Genomic DNA, 11469 nt, shown 5'->3' with positions numbered 1-11469 from the left:
TGTTGGTCCCGCCCCCCGGCGGGCGAAGTCCGCCGGGGGCCGGGGTCGGTGAGGGTGACCCGTACGAAGCCGGGCCCGATGGCGTGGGTGCGAACGGCTCCGGTGCCGAAGAGGGTGAAGGGGGCGTCGGCCGTGATCTGCGTCCCGGGCCGACGAACGGGGGGCGGGGAAGCCGCGTCAGGCGACGCGGTCGGCGTTGCGGATGGCCTCGGCGAGATCCTCCAGGATCGGGGCGAAGCCGGCGTGCGAGTAACGGGGCTCGGTGGTCCAGTAGGCGATCTGGTCGGCCCGCACGGCGGGCAGCTGCGCCCAGGTGGGCTTGTCGGCCAGGTCATCGGCCTGCATGACTCCGGTGCGACCGTCCAGCAGGATGATGTCGGCGTCGTAGCGGTCGGCGTTCTCCCAGCTCAGCTCCTCGAAGAAGCCTGCCGGGGCATCGTCGGGGACCACCATCTCCACGCCGAGCTCCACGAAGTAGGAGAGGTCGGGGGATGCCTTGGGGTCGGAGACGTAGAACAGGTCGGCGGAGCCGGAGGCGGCCATCACGCGGATGCCGGGGTTGTCCTCGGCGGCCTGCCGCAGCTCCTCGGCGGCGGCCTCGAAGCGCTCCCTCGCCTCGGTCACCGGGTCGGCGGACAGGTCGCCGCCCAGCGCCTCGGCCAGCTCGGAGTGGCGTTCGATGGCCTCGACGACGGTGCTGGGGGAGGCCACGGACAGACCGATCGAGGGTGCCAGGCTCTCGATCTTCGCGGCGCTGTCGTCGGGGACGTACCACAGGGCGTCCTCGACGAACATCGTGGAGACCAGCAGATCCGGTTCCAGGGCGGCGTAGGCGTCGAGGTTGAACTCGCCCCAGGCGCTGCCGACCGACTCCACCTCGTCCACCGGCAGGTCGCCGGCCTGGATGTCCGGTTCGCCGTCGGGGCCCACCAGGGGACCGAAGACGGCGTCCACCGTCACGCCGTAGTCGTGCAGGGCCGCGGCGGCGCCGACGAAGGCGACCACGGTCTCGGGGCGGCCGTCCAGCTCCACCGTCACACCGCGGTCGTCGGTGAAGCTCCACTCCTCCCCGGACGCCCCGGTCCTCTCCGCGGGGGCGGCGTCCCGCCCCGATGCCCGGTCGGTGTCCCCACCGGCACAGGCGGTCAGGAGGGCGCCGACGCACAGGACGCCGCCGACGGCCGTCGCGGAACGGCGGAGGAGGGGGGTGCGGGGGAGAGCCGAGCGGGCTCTGACGGAAGTCTTCACGGGAGGTACCTTGCTTCTCCGGGGCTGTGCACGGGTGTCCGGGACACGCCCCGGTGCGCCCCGTGGCCGAACACGCGAACGGTCCGGATGGAGGTTAGGCTAACCTAAGCGGGTGTTCGAGCAAGCCCCACCCCGGAATCGGCGATGACCGCGCGGTCCCCGGCCGGTCCCGCCGGAGCCCCCGCAGCCGAAATCGCGACCGATGAGAGCCCCCGGTCCGACGGGATCACCGCCGCACCCCCCGGCATCGGCGGGGATCACACCCCTCCCGGTGACCCACCGATGCGTTTCGGGCGGGTCGGCGGGCGTGCGGCGGGCCTGTTGCTCTCCGTACTGCTGCTCGGCGTCGTGGTCGCCGCCAGTGTCGCCCTGGGGGCCCGCTCCATCCCACCGGACCAGGTCTGGGACGCCGTGGTGGGCGGCAGCGGCTCCACCGGGTCACCCGTCGGGCCGCCCGAAGGCCCCGAGGGGGTGCGGGAGGGGGCCGCCGTCGAGAGCGGCACCGGTGACGCCGCCACCATCGTGCTGGAGATGCGGGTGCCCCGCACCCTGCTCGGCCTGTTGGTGGGAACCGCTCTCGGACTGGCGGGAGCGGTGATGCAGGCCCTCACCCGCAACCCCCTGGCCGAACCCGGCATCCTGGGTGTCAACGCCGGTGCCTCGGCCGCCGTGGTCTCCGCGATCTCCTTTCTGGGCGTGACCTCGCTCAAGGGGTGGATCTGGTTCGCCTTCCTCGGCGCCGCGATGGTGTCGGTGATGGTCTACGCGCTGGGCGGGAGCCGAGCCGCCACCCCCGTGCGCCTGGCCCTCGCCGGGACGGCGATCACCGCCGCGCTGTACGGCTACGTCAATGCCGTGGTGCTGCTGGACACCGCCGCGCTGGATCGGATGCGGTTCTGGACCGTCGGTTCGTTGGCCTCAGCCCGGATGGAGACGGTGTGGGACATCCTGCCCTTCGTCGGCGTGGGTTGTGTGATCGCCCTCCTCCTGGCCCGCCCGCTCAACGCCCTGGCGCTCGGTGAGGACACCGCCCGGGCCCTGGGGACCCGTCTGACCGGCACCCGGGTCGGATCGATGCTGGTGATCACCCTGTTGTGCGGCGCGGCCACCGCGGCCTGCGGACCGATCGTCTTCGTCGGTCTGATGATCCCCCACCTGGTGCGCGCGCTCACCGGTCCCGACCTGCGCTGGATCCTGCCCTACTCGGCGGTCCTGGCGCCGGTGCTGCTGCTCTCCGCCGATGTCCTGGGGCGTCTGCTCGCCCGACCGGGAGAACTCCAGGTGGGCATCGTCACCGCTCTGCTCGGCGGCCCGGTCTTCATCCATCTCGTGCGTCGTCGGAGGATGGCCCAACTGTGAGCACGACCCCCGGCGTCTCCCGCCCGACGAGCCACCGGACCGGTGGGCCCACCGGGACCCCCCGGCCCGGCGCGCGTTCCCGGGGCCTGGTCCTGCGCGCCCCGGGAGAGCTGTCACTGCGGGTCCACCCGCGCGGCGCCGTGGTGCTGCCCGTGATCGCCCTCGCGGCCCTCGCCGCGGCGGTCGTCCTGGTCGGCACCGGTGACTATCCGCTGTCCCCCGCCGAGGTGATCGCTGTCCTCACCGGCGGCGGCACCCCGGGGCAACGGTTCGTCATCCACGAACTCCGCCTGCCCCGGGCCCTGCTGGCGCTCCTGGTCGGTACGGCCCTCGGTCTGGCCGGGGCGGTCTTCCAGGCGGTCTCCCGCAACCCCTTGGGCAGCCCCGACATCATCGGGTTCACCCAGGGCGCCGGGGTGGGGGCGCTCACCGTGATCGTCGTCTTCGGGGGCGGTGCGGCAGCGGTCTCGCTCGGCGCGGTGGTGGGAGGGCTGCTGACCGGCGTCCTGGTGTACCTGCTGGCCTGGCGACGCGGTGTGCACGGCTACCGCCTGGTGCTGGTGGGAATCGGCGCCGCCGCGATCCTCACCGCCGTCACCGGCTACCTCATGACGCGTGCCGACATCGTCGATGCCGCCCGCGCCGTGTTGTGGATCACCGGTTCCCTCAACGGACGGGACTGGACACAGCTCTGGCCCCTGTTGATCGCCTGCGTCGTGCTGGTGCCGCTGATCCTCTCCCGGGGGCGGCGTCTGACCCTGCTGGAGATGGGTGACGATGCCGCGTCCTCCCTGGGGGTCCGCCCGGAGAGCACCCGCCTGGTGGTGTTGATCGGCGCGGTGCTGCTGACCGCCGTGGCCACCGCCGCCGCCGGCCCGATCGCCTTCGTGGCGCTCACCGCTCCCCAGCTGGCCCGCCGGCTCACCCGCACCCCCGGACCGAATCTGCTGCCCGCCGCCGCCATGGGAGCCCTGGTCCTGTGCGCGGCCGATCTGGCGGCGCAGGCCGCTTTCGGTGACCGCCAACTCCCGGTGGGTGCCGTGACCGGCATGCTCGGCGGGGGCTACCTCCTGTGGTTGCTGGCCGTCGAACGCCGGGCGGGTCGGCTGTGAACCCCTCGCTCTCCCCCCTCCCGTCCCCGGGAGGGCCCGCCGCCGTTCCACGAAGGACGGGCGCCCACCGCCTCGAACCCGATTCCTCACACTCCGGGAGCACGGCCATGGCCACAGGATCCATCGGACCCACGGGATCCCCCGCGATCGGTACCCCCGCGGCCCTCCTCGACGGCGGGTTCCGCCTCGCCGCCGAGGAGGTGACCCTGGCCTACGACCGCCGGGTCATCGCCCGGGACCTCACCGTCGCCGTTCCCGACCGGTCCTTCACCGTGATCGTCGGTCCCAACGCCTGCGGCAAGTCCACGCTCCTGCGGGCCCTCTCCCGACTGCTGCGTCCCACCGCCGGACGGGTGTTGCTCGACGGCGAGGCCATCGACCGGCTGCCGGCCCGGGCACTCGCCAGGGTCCTGGGTCTGCTGCCCCAGACGCCCGTGGCGCCCGACGGCATCACCGTCGCCGATCTCGTGGGTCGGGGACGGTATCCCCATCAGGGGGTGCTGCGGCAGTGGTCCCGGGAGGACGAGCGGGTTACGGTCGGGGCGATGGCCGCCACCGGCGTGGACACCCTGGCCGACCGATACGTGGACGAACTCTCCGGAGGCCAGCGACAGCGGGTGTGGATCGCGATGGCGCTGGCCCAGCAGACCCCGCTGCTCCTGTTGGACGAGCCCACCACCTACCTGGACATCGCGCACCAGATCGAGGTGCTCGACCTGTGCGCGCGTCTGCACGAGGAGGAGGGGCGGACCCTGGTGGCGGTGCTCCACGACCTCAACCACGCCGCGCGGTACGCCACGCATCTGATCGCCATGCGGGAGGGACGGGTGGTGGCCGCCGGTCCGCCCGGCGAGATCGTCACCGCCGAACTGGTGGAGAGGGTCTTCGGCCTCTCCTGCCGGGTGATCACCGACCCGGAGAGCGGCACGCCGCTGGTGATTCCGGCGGCCCGGGGACGGGGAGCCGCCCCCGGACGGTAGCGTCGGTCCCATGGACCACACGCCACCCACCGGCACCCGCCCCGGGGAGGGGGGAAACGTGCCGCGCGCGGCGGACCGCCCCGCCGGGGACGCGGGACCCGCCGCGCACCCCCGGGACGCCGCCGGGGGAACCCGTGACCCGGGGGAAGTCGTCGAGTCGCCGGCCGCTCCCGCCGGAGCCGGAGGGCCCGCCGGCGCGGACGGTCCCGGGGAGCGGCGGACGCCGGACATCCCGGGGGAGGCGGCCCCGGAGCCACTGGGGACCCCTCTCGAACCCACCGGCCACGCGGCGGTCGACGCCCTGGTGGAACGGCTGTGGGAGGTGGACCGTCTGGCCGTGACCGCCCACCCCGCGGTGTACGAAGATGTTCACCGCGGCCTCGACGGGATCCTGGCCGCGCTCGACCGACCCGCCGGTCCCCGGCCGGCGGGTGCCCCCACCGACATCGGGAGCTGAACGATCCGTGGCAGCAGCCACCCGTCCCCGCCTCAGCCGGCTCGACGCGGAACTGGTCCGCCGTCGCCTGGCCCGCTCCCGCGAGCACGCGCAGTCGCTCATCGCGGCCGGTCGGGTCCGGGTGGACGGTGCCCCCGCGACCAAACCCGCCACCCGGGTGGCCGTCAGCGCGGCCCTGGTGGTGCGGGAGGACGCGGACGATCCCGACTACGTCTCGCGCGGGGGGCACAAACTCGCCGGGGCCCTGGCGGTCTTCGGGCCCCGGGGACTGGTGGTGGCCGGTCGCCGCGCGTTGGACGCGGGCGCGTCCACCGGGGGTTTCACGGACGTCCTGCTGCGCGCCGGGGCGGCCCGGGTGCTGGCGGTGGACGTCGGCTACGGCCAGCTCGCCTGGTCCCTGCGCGCCGACGAGCGGGTCGAGGTCCACGATCGGACCAACGTGCGGGAACTGACGTTGGAGGCGGTCGGTGGGCATCCGGTGGACCTCATCACGGGCGACCTGTCGTTCATCCCGCTGGGGTTGGTCCTGCCGGCACTGGTCGGCTGCGCGGCGCCCGACGCCGACCTGCTCCTGATGGTCAAGCCCCAGTTCGAGGTGGGTCGGGAGCGTCTGGGCAGCGGCGGTGTGGTCCGGGATCCCGCCCTGCGCGCGGAGGCGGTGCTCGGGGTCGCCCGCAGGGCGCGGGAGCTGGGTTGGGGCACCGCCGGGGTGACCGCCAGCCCGCTTCCGGGTCCTTCCGGCAACGTCGAGTACTTTCTGTGGTTGCGGGCCGGGGCACCCGATCCGGCCCCGGCCGATGTCGAGCGAGCCGTGACGGAGGGACCCCGGTGAGCAGCAGCGACGACCGATCCGACGTGTCCGGAGGCCCCGGAGGGGGCGCACCGGACCCCCGCGCCCCCCTGCCCGCGGCGGGGGGGACGGCCGACCGCACGGTCCTGCTCCTCGCCCACACCGGCCGTCCGGCCGCCGTCCGCAGTGCCGAACTGGTGGTGCGCGGGCTGCTCGCGCACGGCATGGGGGTGCGCGTGCTGGTGGAGGAGGCCGAGGACCTTCCGCTGCCCCCCGAGGTGGCGCGGGTGGAGAACGGTCCGGGCGTCGCGGAGGAGTGCGAGTTGCTGGTGGTCCTCGGCGGCGACGGCACGCTGTTGCGCGGCGCGGAATTCTCCCGCTCCTCGGGAGTGCCGATGCTCGGCGTGAACCTGGGGCGGGTGGGGTTCCTCGCCGAGGCCGAGCGCGACGACCTCGACCAGGTGGTGGAGCGGGTGGTGCGTCGCGACTACACGGTCGAGGAGCGCATGACCCTCGACGTGGTGGTCTACAACGACAGCACGGCGTGCGTCCCGGTGCACGTGGACTGGGCGCTGAACGAGGCCTCGGTGGAGAAGGCCTCGCGCGAGCGTCTGCTCGAGGTCGTCACGGAGGTGGACGGCAGGCCGGTGTCCCGTTTCGGTTGCGACGGCGTGGTCTGTGCCACCCCCACCGGTTCCACCGCCTACGCCTTCTCCGCCGGCGGCCCGGTGGTGTGGCCGGAGGTGGAGGCCCTGTTGATGGTGCCCATCAGCGCTCACGCGCTGTTCACCAAGCCGCTGGTCACCGCCCCGCACTCGGTGCTGGCGGTGGAGGTGCAGCCGAACACACCGCACGGCGTGCTGTGGTGTGACGGTCGCCGCAGCGTGGAGCTGCCGGCCGGGGCCCGGGTGGAGGTGCGCCGGGGAGCGGTGCCGGTGCGCCTGGCACGCCTGCACCGCGCCCCCTTCACCGACCGACTGGTGGCCAAGTTCGCGCTTCCGGTGGCGGGGTGGCGGGGAGGTCCCCGCTGAGACGGCCCCGGGACCGTCGGTCCCGGGGGAGCGCGGCCGACCACCGTTCAGTTGGCCCACCAGATCGCGGCGTTGAGGGCGGTGGCGTACCCCACCCACAGCAGATAGGGAACCAGCAGCCAGGCCGCCACGCGGTGGATCCGGGCGAACAGCGCCGTCGTCACCACGATCGCCCCGAGCATCAGCACGATGTTCACCAGGGCGAGCCCGTACTCCTCGGCGGCGAAGAACAACGGCGTCCAGGCGAGGTTGAGGGCCAGTTGGACCCCCCACCACACCAGCGCGGTGCGTGCCGAGCCGCCCGCCCGGCGCCACACCAGCCACGCCGACACCCCGATCAGACCGTAGAGCACCGTCCACACCGGCCCGAACAGCCAGGACGGCGGGGCCCACGCCGGGCGGTCCAGCGCACCGTACACCTCGTCCGCCTCGGAACTCGCCAGCGAGCCGACGGCGGAGACGAGGTAGCACAGGCCCACGAACACCACCAGCGAGGGCCAGAAGCGCCACCAGGGGGCGGCGGAGCGGGTCTCGGTCGTTCCACCGGTCGTCATGTTCGTTTCCGTTCTCCCCGCGGTCGGGGTTCGTCGGTGGAGGGAGGGGCCCGTCGCCCGCTCCCCGGGCCCGCTCCTCAGAAGGCGAATCGGCGAGGGGTGTGCTGCACGCTGATCCAGTGATCGGTGGTGAACTCCTCCAGCGCCCAATCACCGCCGAAGCGCCCCAGGCCGGAGTCCTTCTCGCCGCCGAAAGCGGTGTTCGCCTGGTCGTTCACCGTCTGATCGTTGACGTGGGTCATGCCCGCGTCCACCCGCAGCGCGAACCGCGCGCCCCGCTCCGCGTTTCCGCTGAACACGGCGCTGGACAGGCCGTAGTCGGTGCCGTTGGCCAATTCCAGGGCGTGTTCCTCGTCCCGGGCCCGCAGGATCGTCGCGACCGGGCCGAAGACCTCCTCCGCGGCGCTCGGGACGTCGGGGCCGGCGAGCAGGACGTGCGGGGGCAGCGACAGTCCGGTGGGCCCCCCGGGGTCCCCACCGAGCAGCAGCTTCGCGCCGCTGTCCACCGACCGGTCCACGATGTCGCGCACCCCGTCCAACTGACCCGCGTTGATCAGGGGGCCGATCCGGGTGTCGGGGTCCGAGGGATCGCCGACGCGCAAATCGCGCACCCGTTCGATGAACGAATCCACGAATTCGTCGTGGCGCGAGTCGTCCACGATGATCCGGTTGGTGCGGATGCAGATCTGTCCCTGGTGGAAGAAGGAGCCGAAGACCGCCGCCTCGACGGCGCGCGGCAGATCGGCGTCGTCCAGCACCACCAGCGGGGCGTTGCCGCCCAGTTCCAGGGCGAGCTTCTTCAGCCCGGCCTTCCGGGCGATGCCCGAGCCCACCGGGGTCGAGCCGGTGAAGGAGACCAACCGGGGGATCGGGTGCTCCACCAGCGGGTCACCGACCTCGCTTCCCGGTGCCACGACCACGCTCAGCAGCCCCGCCGGGAGACCCGCCTCCTCCAGCAGTCGGGCCGGCAGCAGACCACCGGTGACGGGGGTGTCGCCGGCCGGCTTGAGGACCACGGCGTTGCCCAACGCCAGCGCCGGGGCCAGCGAGCGGCAGCTCAGGTGGAGCGGCCAGTTCCAGGGACTGATCACCAGCACCACCCCCAGCGGCTTGCGGTACACCCGGCTCTCCTTGCCGGGGATGTCCGCGGGCAGGATGCGTCCCGCCATCCGGTGGGGGAGCGAGGCGGCCTCGGTGAAGTCGGCGACGGTGGCCGCCCACTCGGCCTTCGCCTTGGCGAGGGTGCTGCCGCTCTCGCGGACCAGCCACCGGATGATCTCGTCGCGACGGCGGCGCAGCAAGTCCACCGTGCGACTCATCACCGCCGTCCGTTCGCGGGGCAGCCGTCCGGCCCACTCGCGTTGCGCCGAGCGGGCGGCCTCCAGGGCCTCCTCGGCGTCGGCCATGGACGCCTGCGGGATCTCCAGGAGGGTCTCCCCCGACCACGGGTCCCGGTCGGCGCGCGACTCCCCGCCGCTTCCGGTACGACGTGTGCCGGCGAGGGGGAGGGTGGTGAAGTCCTCGTACGGTGCCGGAGCGTCGGCCATGGAACATCCCTTCGATGGATGTCGGTCCGGCCGGAGCCGGCCGGTTCCGCCGCGGAACGGGTCCGACCCGGTGTGCGGGGTACCCGACCGTCCGGGGGCGGCGGGAGGGCCCCGGACGGCCGGTGACCATCCCTACCCGAACCTTCCGGTACATATCGACATCAATGCCACATATATCCGAGTCGTTCCCTCATCGTGGTGCCGGGGCCCGCGTCCCACGGGGCCGGGGGCCGGGCCCGTGGCCCCGTCGCGCCGGATCACCGGCTCGCCGGGGCCTCCCGGCACACCGGTCGGGGGCGCGCGTCGCGCAGGGGGACCCGGACCTCGTATGGTCGTACCCGTGTTGGAGGAGATGCGGATCAAGGACCTCGGCGTGATCGACGACGCCGTGGTCGAGCTGTCCACCGGCTTCACCGCCGTGACCGGTGAGACGGGGGCGGGTAAGACCATGGTCGTCACCAGCCTCGGTCTGCTGCTCGGCGGCCGGGCCGACGCCGGCCTCGTACGGGTCGGTGCCGGGGGCGCCGTGGTGGAGGGGCGGATCGCCCTGTCCGCCGACGCCCCGGCGGCCCGTCGGGCCGCCGACGCCGGCGCCGACCTGGAGGAGGGCGCGCTCCTGGTCAGCCGTTCCGTCTCCGCCGAGGGCAGGTCCCGCGCCCACCTGGGCGGCCGGACGGTTCCCGCCGCCCTCCTCGCCGAACTGGGCGAGGAACTGGTCGCCGTCCACGGTCAGACCGATCAGCAGGGACTGCTGCGTCCGGCCCGGCAGCGCGAGGCACTGGACCGGTACGCCGGGGAGACGGTCGCCACCCCGCTGGAGAGCTATCGGCACACCTACCGGCGCTTGCGCGAGGTCTCCGCCCACCTGGCCGAACTGACGGAGCGGGCCCGCGAGCGAGCCCGCGAGGCCGACCTGCTGCGTCTCGGCCTGGAGGAGATCTCCGCCGCCGAGCCCCGTTCCGGGGAGGACGCCGAGTTGGACGCCGAGGCGGCCCGGCTGGGACACGCCGACGCCCTGGCCACCGCCTCCACCACCGCCCACGGTGTGCTGGCCGGGGACCCGGCCGACCCCGAGGGCGTGGACGCCGCCACCCTGGTCGCCGAGGCGCACCGCGCGCTGGAGGCGGTCCGGGCCCACGATCCCGCGCTGGGCGGATTGGCCGACCGGCTCGGCGAGGTGGGCATCCTGCTGGCGGACATCGCCCAGGACCTCGCCGGCTACGCCGACGGCCTCGACGCCGACCCCCTGCGCCTGGCGGCTGTGGAGGAGCGGCGGGCCGTGCTGGGCCGGCTCACCCGCAAGTACGGTGAGGACCTCGACGCGGTGCTCGCCTGGGCCGAGGCGGGGACGGCGCGGCTCGCCGAACTGGAGGGCGACGACGAACGAATCGGGCAGCTGACCGCCGAACGCGAGGAACTCCGTCGCGACCTCGCCCAGTTGGCGCACACCCTCACCGCCGCCCGGGCCGAGGCCGCCAAGCGGTTCGCGGAGGCGGTCACCGACGAACTCACCCAACTGGCCATGCCCCACGCCCGGGTGTCGGTGGATCTGCGTTTCCTGGAAGCCGTGGAGGGCGAGGAGAGCGTCGAACTCGACGGCCGCGCGGTGGGTTGCGGCCCGCACGGCGTCGATGAGGTGGAACTGCTGTTGGCCCCGCACCCCGGGGCCCGTCCCCGGCCGATCGCCAAGGGGGCCTCCGGCGGGGAGCTCTCCCGGGTGATGCTCGCCATCGAGGTGGTCTTCGCCGGCACCGCCCCGGTGCCGACCTACCTCTTCGACGAGGTGGACGCCGGGATCGGCGGCCGGGCCGCGGTGGAGGTGGGGCGCCGGCTGGCCCGACTGGCCGACACCGCCCAGGTGGTGGTGGTCACCCACCTGCCCCAGGTCGCCGCGTTCGCCGATCGCCACCTGGTGGTGGAGAAGACCCACGACGGTTCGGTCACCCGCAGCGGCGTGGTCCCCGTGCACGGAGAGGGCAGGATCCGGGAACTGTCCCGCATGTTGGCGGGTCAGGAGAACTCGGAATCGGCCCGGGCCCACGCCGAGGAACTGCTGGCCACCGCGGCCCGGTTGGCCTCCGAACGCCGGGACGACCCCGGACACTGAACGTCCACGCGGCGGGAGCGGGCCGCCGGACCGGCGGCCCGCTCCGGATGGGGGACCGAACCCCCCGACACGGCGTCGGGCCGCCGCGAGCCCGGGAAGACGCCCGAATGTCGGTACGGGCCGGCATGCTGGTGTCCGCGGAGGGCCGCCGGATACGGTCGGAGCGGACCCGGGAGGCCGTTCGGCTCAACCGCGCTCCCCTCCCTCCTCCGCATCACCGTCATCACCATCCCCGCAGCAGTTCTCGCACCTCTCGTCATCCGAGCCCTGCCGCTCCCGCCCAC

Annotated in this window: 10 protein-coding genes; 7 read left to right on the top strand and 3 right to left on the bottom strand. The window is 73.8% G+C overall.

All coding sequences use genetic code 11. The features are described 5' to 3' along the window. Positions 1–177: 177 nt before the first annotated feature. The gene (locus FNQ90_RS03975; protein WP_182604985.1) at positions 178–1248 is read right to left on the bottom strand and encodes an ABC transporter substrate-binding protein; all 1071 of its coding nucleotides are present in this window, start codon (positions 1246–1248) and stop codon (positions 178–180) included. Between the two features lie 282 nt (positions 1249–1530). On the opposite strand from FNQ90_RS03975, the gene FNQ90_RS03970 reads away from it, so the two are divergent. The 6 genes from FNQ90_RS03970 (at position 1531) to FNQ90_RS03945 (ending at position 6977) form a co-directional block, all read left to right on the top strand. Beyond that, positions 1531–2607, top strand: coding sequence for a FecCD family ABC transporter permease (locus FNQ90_RS03970; protein WP_182604984.1), 1077 nt, complete (start codon positions 1531–1533; stop codon positions 2605–2607). A gap of 86 nt (positions 2608–2693) precedes the next feature. Continuing rightward, positions 2694–3719 (top strand): FecCD family ABC transporter permease, encoded by a 1026-nt coding sequence (locus tag FNQ90_RS03965; RefSeq protein WP_194432215.1) that lies wholly within the window; start codon positions 2694–2696, stop codon positions 3717–3719. Between the two features lie 107 nt (positions 3720–3826). Beyond that, a complete protein-coding gene (locus FNQ90_RS03960; protein WP_182604982.1) occupies positions 3827–4699 on the top strand; it encodes an ABC transporter ATP-binding protein in 873 nt (290 codons plus the stop codon). Positions 4700–4709: 10 nt separating this feature from the next. Then, entirely contained in the window at positions 4710–5156 is a 447-nt protein-coding gene (locus FNQ90_RS27025) for a hypothetical protein (RefSeq protein ID WP_228470837.1), read from the top strand. A gap of 7 nt (positions 5157–5163) precedes the next feature. Continuing rightward, positions 5164–5988: a TlyA family RNA methyltransferase gene (locus FNQ90_RS03950; protein WP_323379767.1), complete on the top strand. Its 825-nt coding sequence runs from the start codon at positions 5164–5166 to the stop codon at positions 5986–5988. A gap of 68 nt (positions 5989–6056) precedes the next feature. Beyond that, positions 6057–6977, top strand: a complete 921-nt coding sequence (locus FNQ90_RS03945; protein ID WP_182604986.1) for an NAD kinase — start codon at positions 6057–6059, stop codon at positions 6975–6977. 47 nt (positions 6978–7024) lie between these two features. On the opposite strand, the gene FNQ90_RS03940 is transcribed toward FNQ90_RS03945, so the two are convergent. Then, positions 7025–7531 (bottom strand): TspO/MBR family protein, encoded by a 507-nt coding sequence (locus FNQ90_RS03940; RefSeq protein WP_182604981.1) that lies wholly within the window; start codon positions 7529–7531, stop codon positions 7025–7027. 77 nt (positions 7532–7608) lie between these two features. Continuing rightward, complete coding sequence (locus FNQ90_RS03935; protein ID WP_182604980.1) at positions 7609–9078, bottom strand: aldehyde dehydrogenase family protein; 1470 nt, start codon at positions 9076–9078, stop codon at positions 7609–7611. Between the two features lie 328 nt (positions 9079–9406). Between FNQ90_RS03935 and recN the strand changes: the two genes are divergently transcribed. Further along, complete coding sequence (gene recN / locus FNQ90_RS03930; RefSeq protein ID WP_182604979.1) at positions 9407–11185, top strand: DNA repair protein RecN; 1779 nt, start codon at positions 9407–9409, stop codon at positions 11183–11185. Positions 11186–11469 lie beyond the last annotated feature (284 nt).

It is taken from the genome of Streptomyces alkaliphilus (assembly GCF_014141535.1).
GTDB classification, from domain to species: domain Bacteria; phylum Actinomycetota; class Actinomycetes; order Streptomycetales; family Streptomycetaceae; genus Streptomyces; species Streptomyces alkaliphilus.
Note: the sequence above shows the minus strand (reverse complement) of the source record. Positions and strands in the feature narration are given on the sequence as shown.

Coding starts and splice junctions, on each gene's coding strand:
- FNQ90_RS03970 (WP_182604984.1), top strand. CDS start 1,531: ATGCGTTTCGGGCGGGTCGGCGGGCGTGCGGCGGGCCTGTTGCTCTCC.
- FNQ90_RS03960 (WP_182604982.1), top strand. CDS start 3,827: ATGGCCACAGGATCCATCGGACCCACGGGATCCCCCGCGATCGGTACC.
- FNQ90_RS27025 (WP_228470837.1), top strand. CDS start 4,710: ATGGACCACACGCCACCCACCGGCACCCGCCCCGGGGAGGGGGGAAAC.
- FNQ90_RS03940 (WP_182604981.1), bottom strand. CDS start 7,531: ATGACGACCGGTGGAACGACCGAGACCCGCTCCGCCGCCCCCTGGTGG.
- FNQ90_RS03935 (WP_182604980.1), bottom strand. CDS start 9,078: ATGGCCGACGCTCCGGCACCGTACGAGGACTTCACCACCCTCCCCCTC.
- recN (WP_182604979.1), top strand. CDS start 9,407: ATGGTCGTACCCGTGTTGGAGGAGATGCGGATCAAGGACCTCGGCGTG.